This is a genomic window from Lentzea alba (assembly GCF_011067745.1).
GTDB lineage: Bacteria > Actinomycetota > Actinomycetes > Mycobacteriales > Pseudonocardiaceae > Lentzea > Lentzea alba.
The window spans coordinates 345398-360858 of record NZ_JAAMPJ010000009.1 but is presented as its reverse complement, the minus strand read 5'-3'; the positions used below and the strand labels follow the sequence as shown (position 1 = coordinate 360858).

Below are 15461 nucleotides of genomic sequence, written 5' to 3'. Positions count from 1 at the left end.
GACCACGGCTTCTCCTTCACCAGGTGTCGATGAACGGGCGTTTCTTCCCTGCTGGGCGGGAAGTTGCGGGGGCCAGCGCCGTGGCGATCCAACGGCGCGTGTCGGCCGGGTCGATCACGTCGTCGATCTCGAAGACACTCGCGACGTTCAGCGCTTTGCCGTGTTCGTACGCGCTCGCGACCATCTGGTCGTAGCGCTGCTTGCGTTCTGCCTCGTCTTCGATCGCGTCCAGTTCCCGTTTGAAGCCGAGCTTCACGGCGCCTTCGAGGCCCATCGGGCCGAACTCGCCGGTGGGCCAGGAGATGGCGAACTGGGGGACCTTGAGGGAGCCCGCGGCCATCGCCTGGGCGCCGAGGCCGTACGCCTTGCGCAGCACGACGAGTCCGAAGGGGACGGTCAGGTTGGCGCCCGTCACGACCATGCGGGTGAGGTGGCGGACGGTGGCGGTGCGCTCGGCATCCGGGCCCACCATGAAGCCCGGGGTGTCGGTGAGGGAGACGACCGGGAGGTCGAACGCGTCCGCCAGCTGGAGGAAACGGGCGCACTTGTCGGCGGCGTCCGCGTCGATCGCGCCGCCCAGGACGTTGGGGTCGTTGGCGATCAGGGCGATGGGGCGGCCTTCGACGCGGATCAGCGCGGTGACGATGGCCTTGCCGAAGCCCTGGCGGAGTTCGAGGACTGAGCCGGTGTCGGCGAGGGTGTCGATGACGGTGCGGATGTTGTAGGCGCGGAGGCGGTTCTCCGGGATGGCGTGGCGGAGGAGGCGCTGATCCTCACACGACCAATCGGTTGTAGGGCCTTGAAAGTAGGAGAGGTACTTCTTCGCGACGGCGATGGCTTCTTCTTCGGTCGCCACCGCGATGTCCACTACGCCGTTGGGCACCTGGACGTCCAACGGGCCGATGTCCTCGGGACGGAACGTGCCCAGGCCGCCGCCCTCGATCATCGCCGGGCCGCCCATGCCGATGTTCGCGCCCTCGACCGCGATGATCACGTCGCACGTGCCGAGCAGCACCGCGTTGCCCGCGAAGCACCGGCCCGCGACCACGCCGATCAGCGGCACCTGGCCGCTGAGCTGGGCGAACGCGTGGAACGAGCCGCAGTCGAGGCCGCTGACCATGCTGTGGTCGGTGTCGCCTGGCCGTCCGCCGCCGCCCTCCGCGAACAGCACCACGGGCAGGTTCTCCTGCTGGGCCAGCGCGAACAACCTGTCTTTCTTCTGATGGTTGCGCAGACCCTGTGTGCCGGCGAGCACGGCGTAGTCGTAGGACATCGCCACGATCCGTTGGCCGTTGACGACGCCGATGCCCGCCACCATGCCGTCGGCGGGCGTGCGTTCGATCAGTTCGTCGAGCGAGCGGCGCTGGCGTTGTGCGGCGATCGCGAGGCCGCCGTACTCGACGAACGACGAGCAGAGGTCCGCGATGTTCTCGCGCGCGGTCCGTCCGCCGGCCGCATGCCGTCGCGCCGCTGCCTCGGGGCGGTCGAACTGATGCCGTTCGAGCACCTCGGCCAGATCCGGGCGCACCACCGAAGGATCGACCTCGGCCGAGTCCTCGGTGGACTCACCGGCGCCGGAGGCCAGCACCTGGCCCTCGGACACCGTGTCGCCCACCGACACCAGCACGTCGCCGGACACCCGCACCTCGTGCTGCATCTTCATCGCTTCCAGCACCACGGCGTCCGGCGACACCGCGACCACGGTGCCGGCCAGCGGAGCCCGCATGCCGTCGGCGGGTTCCTCGAGCACGAAATCGGTCGTCGCGCCCACGATGTCGCGGGCCAGCAGCGAGCGGAGGAACTCCAGGTTCGTCGAGACGCCCTCGATCCGGAACTCGCGCAACGCCCGCCGCGCCCGGTTCAGCGCCACGTCCAGGTCCTCGCCGTGCACCACGAGCTTCGCGAGCAGCCCGTCGTACCGCGTGCCGACCCGGTAGCCCACGTACCCGTGCGTGTCGACGCGAACGCCGGGTCCGGAAGGCAGCGCGAACGACGACAGCGTGCCGCCCGAGGTCTGGTTCACACGCACCTGCACGGCCGCACCGCGGTCAACGGGCGTGTAGTCGACGTCGCCGCCCCAGGCCAACAGCAGTTGCGTGCGCACGAGGTCCACACCGGACACCATCTCGGTCACCGTGTGCTCGACCTGCAGCCGCGGGTTGACCTCCAGGAACGCGAACGAGTCCCCGGCCACCAGGAACTCCACCGTGCCTACGCCGGTGTAGCCGACAGCCACCGCGATGGCCTCGGCTGCCTCGTGCAAAGCCTTGCGCAGTGACGGATCCAGCAACGGCGCCGGAGCGATCTCCACGACCTTCTGGTGCCGCAGCTGCAGCGAGCAGTCGCGGTCGCCGATCACCGAGGTGCCGACGAGCTGTACCTCGATGTGCCGGGCGGAGGGCAGCAACCGTTCGAAGTAGACGTCCCCGACCCCGAACGCCGCCAGCGCCTCCGCCCGGCACGCCTCGACCGCGCCGTCGAGGTCCTCGGGCGCGAACACCGCCCGCATGCCCTTGCCGCCACCACCGGCGACCGCCTTGACCATCAAGGGGAACTCGCCCGGCGCCGCGTCCAGCACCGGGATTCCCAGCGACGCCGCCAAGTCCCGTGCTCGCCGCTTGTCGCCGAGCAGTTCCAGAACGTCAGCGGACGGCCCGACGAACGCCAGCCCGCGCTCCGAACACGCCCGAGCGAACGAAGCGTTCTCGGACAGGAAGCCCCATCCCGGATGCACGGCCTGACACCCCTCGGCGGCGTCCAGGATCTGCTCGACGTCGAGGTACGGAGCAGGTCCACGCAGGGCGACCGCGCGGTCCGCGAGCGTCACGTGCAGGGCGGAAGCGTCGTCCTCCGCGTACACCGCCACGGTGCGTATGCCCAGGTCAGCGGCCGCGCCCAGCACGCGGACGGCGACCTCACCCCGGTTGGCGACGAGCAGCACGGCAATCCTCCTGAGCGACCGCTTAGTATGTGACGGCGGTCGCATGTTGCCATCTGAAGTGAACGGAAGTCCATACGGAACCGATCGTGGGGCTGAGGCGTCAACGGAACGCTTCGCCGCATTCGGGCGATTCAGTTGGCAGACTTCCCCGCAAACTTGCGAAGGGCTCCAGGAGGCCGCAGTGGTGTTCAAGAGGATGATGCGCGCGTTCGGCGTGGGCGGGCCGACTGTCGACACGGTGCTGACCAACCCGAACGTGCGTCCCGGCGAGGTCCTCTCCGGCGAGGTCAGGATCGCCGGCGGTGACCACCCCGCCGAGATCGACCACGTCACGCTGGCGCTGCTCACCCGTGTCGAGATCGAGAGCGGCGACAACGAGTACAACACCAACATGGAGTTCCACAAGTTCTCCGTGGGACAGCGGATCGTCGCCCAGCCGCACCAGAACCTCTCGCTGCCGTTCCAGATCCCGGTCCCGTTCGAGTGCCCGCTCAACGTCGTGGGCGGCATGCAGCTCTCCGGCATGCAGCTGGGCCTGCGCACCGAGCTCGAGGTCCGCGGCGCCGTCGACCCCGGTGACCTCGACCCGATCTGGGTGCACCCGCTGCCGTCGCAGGACGCGGTGCTGCAGGCGTTCGGGCAGATGGGCTTCCGCTTCACCAAGGCGGACAACGAGCAGGGGCGCATCCACGGCGTGCCGCAGCAGCTGCCGTTCTACCAGGAGATCGAGTTCTACCCGCCGCCGCAGTTCGCGGGCCGCGTCAAGCAGGTCGAGCTGACGTTCGTGACGACGCCGGGTGAGCTGCACGTGATCCTGGAGGCCGACAAGCGCGCCGGGCTGCTCCGGGCGGGTGGCGACGCCTACGGCCGGTTCGCGGTGTCGCACCAGCAGGCGGTCGGCACGGACTGGACCGCGACCATCAACCAGTGGATGAGCCAGGTCTCCGGTAGCCGCTGGTAGCTCCCGAGCTGCGGATCATGCCGAGTGACGGGATGATTTTCTGCGAGATCCCCGTGCGCATCGGGGAGTAGCGGAGGAGGCGTCCGTGACCATCGAGAGCATTCTCGGCGCGCTCATCATCGGCCTGATCATCGGCCTGCTCGGCAAGCTGGTGGCGCCTGGCAAGCAGGCCATCCCGCTGTGGCTGACGATCGTGGTCGGCATCGTGGCGGCGTTCCTGGGCTCCCTCGTCGCCGGCTGGTTCGGCGTGCAGGAGACCACCGGCTGGTTCGACTGGTGGGAGCTGCTCTTCCAGATCGTGCTGGCCGCGGTCGGCGTCTCGATCGTGGCAGGGGTGTACGGGCGGAAATCGGTCCGTTGATCCCGGGCTAGGCAGCCGGGCGAACCATCCTCAGGACGAGATCGGCGTACAACGCGCCGATCTCGTCCGGGGTCCGCTTCCCGTCCGGCCGGTACCAGCGCGCGACGTCGATGCACAACGACAGCACGGCCAGGGTCGCGCCCTTCAGGTCCGGAACGTCGAACACGCCTTCCGCGACCCCGTCCGCGATGAACGACCGCATCCGCTGGTCGATCTGCCGGCGCAGCTCCGCCACCTCCGCGTGGTGTTCGGGGGTGAGTGCGCCGAGCTCGTACTGCACCACCCGCGCCGTCGTGTGGAACTCCGCGTGCCACCCCGCGAACGCCGCCACCGCGTTCCTCAGCCGCTCCACCGCGTCGGCGCCCTGGACGCCGGACAGCATGGTCAGCGAGGTCTCGTGGCCGATGTACGAGATGTTGAACAGAAGTTCCTCTTTGGACCGGTAGTGGATGTACACGGCCGCGGGTGACATTCCCGCGAGAGAAGCGATGTCACGGGTCGTCGTGGCGTGATATCCCTTGCCTGCGAACGCGTGGGCGGCGGCGATGAGCATGCGGCGGGCGGCGTCCGGGGTGACCGAGCGCCACGTCTCGTCGAGCAGGGCGAACTCGTCCAGGCCGACAGTGGTCATCGGGCTGCTCCTCGCGTGTTGACAGGTGATGGATCGTACTGCACGCTAAGCGGGCGCTTAGCGCTAAGCAACCGCTTAGTATGGAGGTAGTCGTGCAGCGGACGCTGTTCAACGAGGATCACGCCGCGTTCCGGGAGTCGGCGAAGGCGTTCGTCGAGCGCACGATCACGCCGAACGTCGAGAAGTTCATCGAGCAGCGGGTGATCGACCGGGACGTGTGGCTGGAGGCGGGCCGTCAGGGTCTGCTCGGTCTGGAGATCCCCGAGGAGTACGGCGGCAGCGGCGCGAACGACTACCGGTTCAACACGGTGTTCGCCGAGGAGCTGTGCCGGGTCAACGCCGCGGTGGCGTCGTCGCTGGGCATCCACGGTGACGTCGTGGCGCCCTACATCGTCGACCTGTGCACCGAGGAGCAGAAGCAGCGCTGGCTGCCCGGCATGTGCACCGGTGAGATCAAGACCGGCATCGCGATGACCGAGCCCTCCGGTGGCTCCGACCTCGCCGCGTTGAAGACCAACGCCGTGCGCGACGGTGCCGACTGGATCCTCAACGGCTCCAAGACGTTCATCACCAACGGCTACACCGCCGACATGATCGTCGTGGCGGCCCGGACCGACCCCTCGAAGGGCGCGCGCGGCATCACGCTGTTCGCCGTCGAGACCGGTATGCCGGGCTTCGAGCGCGGCCGCAAGCTCGACAAGGTCGGCCAGCACCCGTCCGACACCGCGGAGCTGTTCTTCTCCGACGTGCGGCTCTCGCAGGAGCACGTCATCGGCGAGGAGGGTCAGGGCTTCATCTACATGATGGAACGCCTGCCGCAGGAGCGGATCGGCGGCGCGATCTCCAACCTGGCGCACGCGCAGGGCGTTTTCGACGAGACGCTGGAGTACGTCAAGGAGCGCAAGGCGTTCGGTCAGGCGATCGGCAAGTTCCAGCACAACAAGTTCCAGCTCGCCGAGCTGCGCACCAAGCTGGACGTCTCGCAGGCGTTCATCGACACCCTGACCATGCAGCACGTTCGCGGCGAACTGAGCTCGGTCGAGGCGGCGCAGGCGAAGTACTGGAGCGCCGACGTCGAGAACGAGGTCATCGACGCCTGTGTGCAGCTGCACGGCGGCTACGGCTACATGACCGAGTACCGCGTCGCTCGCGCGTGGATGGACGCCCGCGTCACGAAGATCTGGGCGGGCTCCAACGAGATCATGAAGGAACTCATCGGCCGCGACCTGGGCCTGTAAGGGGTGTTTTGTGGCTGAAGCAGTCATCGTCTCCACCGCCCGGTCGCCGATCGGCCGTGCCCGCAAGGGTTCTCTCGTGTCGCTGCGGCCGGACGACCTGGCCGCACAGGTGATCTCCGCGGCGCTGGGCGACATCCCGGCGTCCGAGATCACCGACCTGCACCTCGGTTGCGCCGAGCCGCAGGACGAGCACGGCCAGAACATCGCGCGCCGCGTGGCCGTGCAGCTCGGCTACGACAACCTGCCCGGCACGACCGTCAACCGGTTCTGCGCGTCCTCCGTGCAGACCGCGCGGATGGCCTTCCACGCGATCAAGGCGGGGGAGGGGCACGGGTTCATCTCCGCCGGCGTCGAGTGCGTCTCGCGGTACATGCACTCCGGTGCGCCGTCGTTCAACCCGTTGTTCGACGAGGCACAGCAACGGACTCAGGACACGGCGGCGTCCAATGCTCCGTGGACCGACCCGCGGCTGGACGGCAAGCTGCCCGACTACTACATCGCGATGGGCCAGACAGCCGAGAACGTCGCGAAGCAGATGGGCATCTCGCGGCACGACCAGGACGAGTTCGGCGTGCGGTCGCAGAACCTCGCGGAGAAGGCGATCGCGGACGGGTTCTTCGCCCGCGAGATCACTCCGGTGGTGCTGGCCGACGGTACGGTCGTTTCCACCGATGACGGACCGCGTGCCGGTGTTACTTACGAGGCTGTTTCGGCGCTGAAGCCGTCGTTCCGGCCCGAGGGCACGATCACGGCGGGCAACTGCTGCCCGCTCAACGACGGCGCGGCCGCTGTCGTGATCATGAGCGATGTGCGGGCTCGCGAGCTCGGGCTGACCCCGTTGGCGCGCATCGTGTCGACCGGTGTTTCCGGGCTGTCGCCGGAGATCATGGGGCTCGGGCCGGTCGACGCGACCCGCCAGGCTCTCGGTCACGCCGGTCTGTCCATTTCGGACATCGACCTGGTGGAGATCAACGAGGCGTTCGCGGTGCAGGTGATCGGCAGCCAGCGTGCGCTGGGCATCGACATCGACAAGCTGAACGTGCACGGCGGTGCGATCGCTTTGGGGCACCCGTTCGGATCGACGGGCGCACGGATCATGACGACGCTGATCAACGGCATGCAGGCCCGCGACGCGCAGTTTGGTCTCGAGACGATGTGCGTCGGCGGCGGTCAGGGCATGGCGATCATCCTGGAAAGGCTTTCGTAGTGGGCATCCTGGACAAGTTCCGGCTCGACGGGAAGGTCGCGATCGTCACCGGCGCGTCCTCTGGTCTCGGTGTGGCGTTCGCCAAGGGTTTGGCGGAGGCCGGCGCGGATGTTGTTCTCGCCGCTCGTCGTGCGGACAAGCTGAAGGACACGGCGGCTTTGGTCGAGTCCGTAGGTCGTCGTGCGCTCGTGGTGCAGGCCGACGTCTCGCAGCCCGACGACTGCCGTGAGGTGGCGCGGGCGGCCGCCGAGTTCGGTGTCGTTTCGGTGCTGGTGAACAACGCCGGTGTGGCTTCGGCGGTGCCGGCTTCGCGGGAGACGCCCGAGGAGTTCCTCGGCGTCATGGACGTGAACCTGAACGGCGCGTACTGGATGGCGCAGGCCGCCGCGTCGGTCATGAAGTCCGGTGGGTCGATCATCAACATCTCTTCGGTGCTCGGGCTGGTGACCGGCGGGATCCCGCAGGCCGCCTACTCAGCGTCGAAAGCCGGTCTGCTGGGCCTCACGCGTGACCTGGCGCAGCAGTGGACCGGACGCAAGGGCATCCGGGTCAACGCGATCTGCCCCGGCTTCTTCAGCTCGGAGATGACCGACCAGTACCCGCCGGGGTACATGGAGAAGATGCAGGCCGTGCTGCCCGCCGGGCGCATCGGCGACCCGGAGGAGCTGGCCGCGGCCGTCGTCTTCCTGGCTTCCCCTGCTGGTGGGTACGTGACCGGTGAGACGCTCGTGGTCGACGGCGGCGCGGTCATCGTCTGATCATCTGGGTTTGATCATCTGGGTTTAGTCGTTGGACACGTCAGGGACGATCAGCACGTGATATCGCTGGATCAGGTGCTGGTCGTCGACGTGGAATCGACGTGTTGGGAAGGATCGCCGCCGCCCGGCGAGGTCTCGGAGATCATCGAGATCGGGATCTGCCCGCTCGAGGTGGGTTCCGGGGTCCGGGGCGAGCGGCGCAGTGTGCTGGTGCGGCCAACGCGATCGTCCGTCAGTCCATTCTGCACTCGGCTGACGACGTTGACGCAGGAGCAGGTCTCCGCCGGCGTCTCGTTCGCCGAGGCGTGCGCGGTGCTGCGCAAGGAGTTCCGGTCGGATCGCCGGGTCTGGGCCTCGTACGGCGACTACGACCGCAAGATGTTCGAACGGCAGTGCAAGGACCTGGGCGTGGGTTATCCGTTCGGGCCGAGGCACGTGAACGTCAAGACCTTGTTCGCGCTGGCGCACGCGTTGCCGCGTGAGGTCGGCATGGCCGAGGCGGTGCGGATCGCCGGGCGGAAGCTCGACGGGACACATCACCGCGGCCACGACGACGCCTACAACATCGCCGGGCTGCTGGCCGGGCTGCTGAATCGGATTTCACCGAACTGACCCGGCGCCGCTGATCATCTGGTTACCCTCTGAAGCGGAGGGGAGACGCTGTGTTCGGTGAAGACCTGAGCCGGATTCTCGATCTGGGGGATCCGGAGGAGATGGCGCGGCGGCTCGACGAGCTGGACCGCAAGATGGAACAGGCGCAGGCCAGCTACGAGCAGCTCGAGCAGGTCGCTGAGGGCATGCGGATCACCGAGGTGGACCCCGCCGGTGTGACGGCCACGGTGAACGTCGACGGCCAGGTGACGGAGCTGATGACCACGCCGCAGATCACCCGGCTGCCGGCCGAGCAGATCGGTCCGACCATCCTGGCCTGCATTGTGCGCGCGCAGTCGCGCATCGCGGACAGGTATCGCGAGGCCGCCGAGCAGACCGGCAGCGACGACGACATGACACGGCACGTCATCGAGTCCTACCGGCAGCGCTATCCCGCGCCCGAGCCTGAAACTCCGAAGCCGGACGGCACTCGGACGTTGAAGCTGGGACAGCTGGAAGACGACTGACCGAGGTCCGGGGGGACAGCATGGCCAGCGGGTACGACGTCGCCGTCGAGGCATTGGACAAGCACGCGCGCAATCTGGACGACCGGGCGTCCGCGGTGTCGGAGGCACTGGCCGCCGCCACGTCGGTGAGCGTCTCCGAGGACGCCTACGGGATCATCTGCCAGTTTCTGCCACCGTGCATCAACCCGGTGGAGGACGAAGGCATCAACGCGTTGAAGGCCGCCGTCGAGTGCCTTCAGGAGGACGCGCAGGACATCCGTTCCACTGCCGCCGCCTACCGCGCTTCTGACGAGTCCAACGCCGCCGGGTTCCGCGAGGGGATGACTCGATGACAGGGGATCTGGTCGCACAGCCGGTCGACGAGACCAAGTGGTACAGCGGCATCTCACAGCTCGAGGACGCCAAGGAGGTCAAGGACGCCGTCGAGAGCGGCGACTGGCTGGAAGCGGGCATCGGTGCGGTGACCCTGGGCGCGGACGTGGCTGCGTGCCTGACCGACCCCACCGCCGCGCTGGGCATGGTGATCGAGGCCGCGGTCGGCTGGATCATGGAGCACCTGGAGCCTTTGAAGGAGGCGCTGGACAAGCTCGCCGGCAACCCCGAGGTCGTCAAGTCCTTCGGTCAGACCTGGCAGAACGTCGCCGGCCGGCTCACCGCCGTCGCCGAGGACTACACCGCCGACGTCAACAACGACCTGGCCGACTGGACCGGTGCCGCCGCCGACGCCTACCGTGCCGCCGCCGCTGATCGCGCCGATGCCCTGCGCACCGCCGCCGAGACCTGTGCCGGTGTGTCGTCCGCGGTGATGATGGCCGGTGAAGTCGTGGCTGCCGTGCGCATCATGGTGCGCGACCTGATCGCCGCACTGGTCTCCGGTCTGATCGAGGCGGTGCTCCCGCCGGGCCCCGGCACCGCCCGCGCGGCGGTGAAGCTGATCCGCAACGTCCTGCAGAAGGTCGTGAAGCTGATCGGCAAACTGGTGCGCTCGCTGTCCAAGCTGGCCAAGAAGCTGCCCGAGCTGATCAAGCTGCTCACCGAGGTGGCCAAGCGCCTCAAGCCCCCGCGCGGTGCGAAGGCCGGCCTGCCGTCGACGAAGCCGCGGGTCGACACGAACTCGCCGAAGACCGACAAACCCAGCGACAGCACCACGACGTCGAGTTCTGACACGACCACCACGTCCTCCGCGCCGGACACCCGTCCTCCGCCGGACGTGAAGGGCTCGCCGGACTCCACGTCCCCGTCGAGCTCGACGGCCCCGTCCAGCACCAGCTCACCGGACACCAGCCGGCCGAACACCGCCAAGACCGACACCACCACACCGGGCAGCACGAAGACGAACACCTCGCCGAACCGTCCGGACAAGCCGAACGACACGAGGACGCCGGAGCGCGAACGCAGGTGCGAGAACGACCCCGTCGACGTCGCGAGCGGTGAGATGGTGCTGGGCCAGGTCGACGTCGACCTGCCCGGCGTGCTGCCGCTGGTGCTGCGCCGCACCCACGTGTCCTCTTATCGCGCAGGCCTGTCGTTCGGGCCGTCTTGGGCGTCCACAGTGGACCAGCGGATCGAGGGCGATGCTCTGGGCCTGGTGTTCGTCGCCGCGGACGGGATGCGCCTGGTCTACCCGCGGCCGACCGCCGGTCCGGTGTTGCCGGAGGTCGGCCCACGCCTGCCGCTGCACCGGATCGACGACGGCTACGCGATCACCGATCCGGCCGCGGGCACGAGTTGGCACTTCACCGCGTCCACCGGCGCGACCCTGCCGCTGACCTCGATCACTCACCTGACCGGGGATCGCATCGACCTCGACCGCGACCACAACGGCTTGCTCACCGAGATCCGTCACTCCGGCGGCTACCGGGTCAGGGCCGAGCACACCGACGGCCTGATCACCGGCCTGTGGCTCGCGAACGCCGAGCCGGACGTGCCGATCGTGCGGTTCACCTACGACGCTGAACGCAGACTGACCGAGGTGCGCAACTCCTCCGGCCTCCCGGTCCGATTCGACTACGACAGCGACGGACGCATCACCGGCTGGCAGGACCGCAACGGCAGCTGGTACCGCTACGTCTACGACGAGCTGGGCCGCTGCGTGCGCAACGTGGGATCGGGAGGATTCCTCGACGGGACTTTCGAGTATCGCGACCACGAGACGGTGTTCACCGACTCGCTCGGGCACCCGACGACCTACCACCTCAACGAGCTGAAGCAGATCGTGCGGGAGGTCGACCCGCTCGGCAACGTCACCGTCACCGAGCACGACCGGTACGACCGCGTGCTCTCGACCACCGATCCGTTGGGGCGCACGACCCGTTGTACGTACGACGACGCCGGCAACCTCGTCGAGCTCGTGCGTCCGGACGGCAGTCGCTCGGTCGCCGAGTTCAACGAGCTCCGGCAGCCGACGAAGATCGTCGCGCCCGACGGATCCGTTCGGCAGTGGGAGTACGACGAGCGTGGAAACACGACAGCGGCGATCGACCCGGCCGGTGGCTTGACCCGTTACCGACATGACGAGCGCGGTCGGCTCGCGGAGGTCGTCGACGCCATGGGCGGGACCCGCCGCATCGAGTGCGACGCGGTCGGACTGCCGATCGCGGTCACCACCGTGGACGGAGCGACCACCCACTACCGCAGGGACGTCTTCGGCCGGGTCGTCTCGATCACCGATCCGGTGGGCGGCGTGACCAGCCTCTCCTGGACGATCGAGGGGCAGCTCGCCCGACGCACGTTTCCGGACGGCACGAGCGAGCGCTGGCGGTACGACGGCGAGGGCAACATGGTGGAGCACGTGGACGTGCTCGGCCAGTCGACCCGCGTCGAGTACACCCACTTCGACCTGCCGAGCGCCAAGACCACACCGGACGGTGCACGACTCGAGTTCCACCACGACACCAACCTCCAGATCGTCGGTGTCACGAACGCCGCCGGCCTGACGTGGCGCTACGACTACGACCCCGCGGGCAATCTCGTGACGGAGACCGACTTCAACGGCCGGACCCTGGCGTACGCCCGGAACGCGGCGGGAGAGCTCGTCGCCCGCACCAACGGCGCGGGCCAGACCACGACGTTCCTCCGCGACGCGTCGGGCCGGTTGACCGAGCGGCGCTCCGAAGACGGCGTGACCGCGTTCGGCTACGACGAGGCCGGTCGCCTGGTCAGCGCGACCAACCGGGACGCGGACGTGCGCTTCCGCCGTGACGTGCTCGGCCGTGTCGTGGCGGAGACCGTCAACGGCCGGACCACGACGTCGGATCACGACCCGCTCGGCCGCCGCACCCGGCGAGTGACGCCCAGCGGCGCCGAGTCGTTGTGGGAGTACGACGCCGCGGGACAACCCGTGGGCCTTCGCGCCGCCGGGCAGCACCTGACGTTCGGCTACGACGGCGCCGGGCGCGAGGTGTCGCGACGGATGGGCGAATTCGGGCTGACCCAGACCTTCGACGCCAACCACCGCCTGCACACCCAGGCGGTGACCGACCAGCGACGGCTGGTGCAACGCCGTGCCTACACCTACCGCGGAGACGGCGCGGTGACGAACATCGTGGACCAACTCGCGGGCGTGCGCCGGTTCGACCTGGACGCACTCGGACGGGTCACCGGCGTGCACGGGCCGGATCATCGCGAGGAGTACGCGTACGACCCGAGCGGCAACATCAGCCACGCGACCGGTCCGCTCCCCGCACCAGGTCCGCGTTCCCACCAGGGGACCCTGATCCGCGCCGCGGGCCGCACGCGGTACACCCACGACGCGCAGGGCCGGGTGATCGAGCGGGTGTCCCGGACGCTGTCCGGCCAGACCAGGGCCTGGCGGTACACCTGGAACACCGAGGACCGCCTGGTGTCCGTGACGACGCCCGACGGTGCGACCTGGCGGTACCAGTACGACGCACTCGGGCGTCGAATCACCAAAACGGGGCCGCGGGAACGGGTGGACTTCATCTGGGACGGCACAACGCTGGCCGAACAGACGCGGTCCGGCGGGCACACGACGACGTGGAACTACCAGCCGGGCGGTTTCACGCCGGTGACGCAGGCCGAGCGGACGCAGACCGCGTCGCAGGAGTGGATCGACCAGCAGTTCTACGCGATCGTGACCGACCTGGTCGGCACACCGATGGAGCTGGTCGACTCCTCCGGTGAACTCGCGTGGCGGCAGGTGACGACGGTGTGGGGAACGCCGCTCACCCCGGCGAGGCAACGCGCGTACTGTCCGCTGCGGTTCCCCGGCCAGTACCACGACGTCGAGACGGGGCAGAACTACAACCACCACCGGTACTACGACCCGGAGTCCGGTGGCTACCAGTCCAGTGACCCGCTCGGGCTGACCGCCGGACTGAACCAGCACGCCTACGTCCCCAACCCGGTGAACTGGCTTGATCCGCTGGGCTTGATGTCGTGCAAGGACGACGACGCCGAGCCGAAGCCGGGAGACGCCTTCCCCGACCGGGAACTGCCGAGGGACAGGCACGGCAACCCGGTCCCGGACCCCGAGGCGCAGGGTTACCCTCACACCCAGCTCGGGACGAAAGACGGTCGGCACGGGCCGTACCCGCAGGCGCGTGAGTTCGACGCGGACGGCAGGCCGGTTCGCGACATCGACTTCACCGACCACGGCCGTCCGGCAAACCACGACAACCCCACCAACACAGGTGGCTCCCCAACGAGACCGGTGGCACTCCGAAACGAGGCCCGGCCGAACCGCTGGACTACACATGATGAAATCGTTGACGCTCTTGATGCACCGAGAAGCCCGGCCCCTCCTGGGGCTTGCCGACATCCTGTCGGCAGTTCCCGACAACGGCTGGGACTGGTGCGTGCACGACTTCGACGGGATCGGGAGCGTGCCGGAAGGGATTCCCGAGTTCGGACGCCGGGCGCGGGCAACAGGTGTCCCGTTCTCGTGGGCAGAGCTGAAGGATTTCGCGCACGGCTTGGAACAGACGATCGACTGTCTGATCGTCGCGCAGGACGCCGCCGGCCGGGTGATCGCCGTCGAAGCAGACGACAGCACGGAGTGGCGGGTCGACGTTCGCAGTGATGTCGTTGAGGCTGACGCAATCCTGACTTCGCTGAACGGTCTCAGGTGAAGCATCAGGCGGGCCAGTGGCGGTGCGGTTCGCCGAGCACGAGCTCGACGGCACGCACCACCGCGGCCACGACGTCTGCACCATCGCCGGACTGATCAGAAGGTGATCACGTCGGCCGTGTCCGGGTTCGCCTTGCCCTGCAACACGGACTGCCACACGTCGACCAGTTCGTTCGGGCCGCTGTGCCGCGCGATGCCGACCCAGCCGGCCGCCTGAGCGGTGAACGACCGCCAGGCGGTGCCGAAGCGCTCGGCCAGGCCGTCGGAGCCCCAGTCGGCGGTGCGCTTGCGGAGCTGTTCCGGGGCGAAGAAGAACTGCGAGCGCGGGTCCTGCGAGGCGGCCTGGTGGGTGAGGCCGATCGAGATGTCCTTCACCAGGTCGGCGCCGAGGCGGTCGTGCAGGGTCGCGCGCACGTCGGACGAGCCGCTGAAGTCCAGGTACACGCTGGGTTCTACGTCCACGGCGGCGTCATAGGGGAGCACGGTGTCGTACAGGCCCAGGCCGGACGTGAATTCCACGTTGCGGGGCGAGGTGAGGCCCACCAGTCGCACACCCTTGTCGCGCAGGCACTGCGCGGTGCCGAACGCCGTCTTGCTGGAGGCGGACGAGATGACCACGGTGCGGGCGCCGTAGAAGTCGTTGTCCGCCACCTGGTCGGCGAGCAGGAACGACGTCATGAACAGCGGCCGGTACAGCACCTGGAGGTCTTCCAGTTGCTCGTCGTAGGCCGGGTCGTTGGTGGTGACGAGGTAGCTGTTGTAGACGGCGGGCAGATCGGCGCGGTGGTCGGCCGTGTCGACGAAGCCCGCCGAGGTCAGCTTGGCGCGCACGACGAGGTGGCTCGACATCGGCAGGTAGCCGTAGACGCGGGTGCCGGCGGGCAGGGCGTCCAAAGTGGATTCGACGACGTCGGCGAAGCCCCACAGCGGGATGACGCCGCGGCCTTCCGCGGTGGTGGGGAAGAAGCGCCAGTAGCCGATGAGGTCACCGATCACGCCGTAGGTGACGTTGTTGGCGGTGAGGCCGACGTGGCTGACGCGCAGCAGCACCTCGCAGTCTTCGAGCTCGGCGGTCAGTTCGTCGTGCAGGACTTCGGTTTTGGTGAGGTCGTCGCGGTCCACGACAACCGTCCAGCGACTGATCATTGCCTGGATTC

The 15461-nt window shown here is 68.4% G+C and carries 12 protein-coding genes; 9 read left to right on the top strand and 3 right to left on the bottom strand.

Annotated features, from left to right (window positions below):
• Nucleotides 1-16 precede the first annotated feature (16 nt).
• Entirely contained in the window at nucleotides 17-2941 is a 2925-nt protein-coding gene (locus tag G7043_RS31010; RefSeq protein ID WP_313888163.1) for a carboxyl transferase domain-containing protein, read from the bottom strand.
• Nucleotides 2942-3122: 181 nt separating this feature from the next.
• On the opposite strand from G7043_RS31010, the gene G7043_RS31005 reads away from it, so the two are divergent.
• Together G7043_RS31005 and G7043_RS31000 are read left to right on the top strand one after the other, a co-directional pair.
• Entirely contained in the window at nucleotides 3123-3902 is a 780-nt protein-coding gene (locus G7043_RS31005) for a sporulation protein (protein ID WP_166051642.1), read from the top strand.
• Between the two features lie 85 nt (nucleotides 3903-3987).
• Nucleotides 3988-4263 carry a GlsB/YeaQ/YmgE family stress response membrane protein gene (locus tag G7043_RS31000; RefSeq protein ID WP_166051640.1) on the top strand — a complete coding sequence of 92 codons (276 nt, stop codon included), beginning with the start codon at nucleotides 3988-3990 and terminating at the stop codon, nucleotides 4261-4263.
• Nucleotides 4264-4270: 7 nt separating this feature from the next.
• Here the strand turns inward: G7043_RS31000 and G7043_RS30995 are convergent, their stop codons facing one another.
• Nucleotides 4271-4894, bottom strand: a complete 624-nt coding sequence (locus tag G7043_RS30995; RefSeq protein WP_166051638.1) for a TetR/AcrR family transcriptional regulator — start codon at nucleotides 4892-4894, stop codon at nucleotides 4271-4273.
• Between the two features lie 92 nt (nucleotides 4895-4986).
• Here G7043_RS30995 and G7043_RS30990 point away from each other — a divergent pair, with 92 nt between their 5' ends.
• From G7043_RS30990 to G7043_RS30960, 7 genes are read left to right on the top strand one after another with little or no spacing between them, the layout of a single operon-like run.
• Nucleotides 4987-6132, top strand: a complete 1146-nt coding sequence (locus G7043_RS30990; protein WP_166051636.1) for an acyl-CoA dehydrogenase family protein — start codon at nucleotides 4987-4989, stop codon at nucleotides 6130-6132.
• 10 nt (nucleotides 6133-6142) lie between these two features.
• A complete protein-coding gene (locus G7043_RS30985; RefSeq protein WP_166051634.1) occupies nucleotides 6143-7339 on the top strand; it encodes an acetyl-CoA C-acetyltransferase in 1197 nt (398 codons plus the stop codon).
• Nucleotides 7339-8097, top strand: coding sequence for an SDR family NAD(P)-dependent oxidoreductase (locus G7043_RS30980; protein ID WP_166051633.1), 759 nt, complete (start codon nucleotides 7339-7341; stop codon nucleotides 8095-8097). Before G7043_RS30985 ends, G7043_RS30980 begins: the two co-directional genes overlap by 1 nt.
• Nucleotides 8098-8154: 57 nt before the next feature.
• Nucleotides 8155-8709: a 3'-5' exonuclease gene (locus tag G7043_RS30975; RefSeq protein ID WP_166051631.1), complete on the top strand. Its 555-nt coding sequence runs from the start codon at nucleotides 8155-8157 to the stop codon at nucleotides 8707-8709.
• A gap of 50 nt (nucleotides 8710-8759) precedes the next feature.
• Nucleotides 8760-9215: a hypothetical protein gene (locus tag G7043_RS30970; RefSeq protein ID WP_166051628.1), complete on the top strand. Its 456-nt coding sequence runs from the start codon at nucleotides 8760-8762 to the stop codon at nucleotides 9213-9215.
• A 20-nt stretch (nucleotides 9216-9235) separates the two neighbouring features.
• Entirely contained in the window at nucleotides 9236-9547 is a 312-nt protein-coding gene (locus G7043_RS30965) for a type VII secretion target (protein ID WP_166051626.1), read from the top strand.
• Nucleotides 9544-14256, top strand: a complete 4713-nt coding sequence (locus tag G7043_RS30960; RefSeq protein ID WP_166051624.1) for an RHS repeat-associated core domain-containing protein — start codon at nucleotides 9544-9546, stop codon at nucleotides 14254-14256. The genes G7043_RS30965 and G7043_RS30960 overlap by 4 nt, the downstream gene beginning before the upstream one ends.
• 144 nt (nucleotides 14257-14400) lie before the next feature.
• Here G7043_RS30960 and G7043_RS30955 read toward each other — a convergent pair whose 3' ends face one another.
• Complete coding sequence (locus tag G7043_RS30955; protein ID WP_166051622.1) at nucleotides 14401-15450, bottom strand: DUF2855 family protein; 1050 nt, start codon at nucleotides 15448-15450, stop codon at nucleotides 14401-14403.
• Nucleotides 15451-15461: the final 11 nt, after the last annotated feature.

Coding starts and splice junctions, on each gene's coding strand:
- G7043_RS30965 (WP_166051626.1), top strand. CDS start 9,236: ATGGCCAGCGGGTACGACGTCGCCGTCGAGGCATTGGACAAGCACGCG.
- G7043_RS30995 (WP_166051638.1), bottom strand. CDS start 4,894: ATGACCACTGTCGGCCTGGACGAGTTCGCCCTGCTCGACGAGACGTGG.
- G7043_RS30960 (WP_166051624.1), top strand. CDS start 9,544: ATGACAGGGGATCTGGTCGCACAGCCGGTCGACGAGACCAAGTGGTAC.
- G7043_RS30955 (WP_166051622.1), bottom strand. CDS start 15,450: ATGATCAGTCGCTGGACGGTTGTCGTGGACCGCGACGACCTCACCAAA.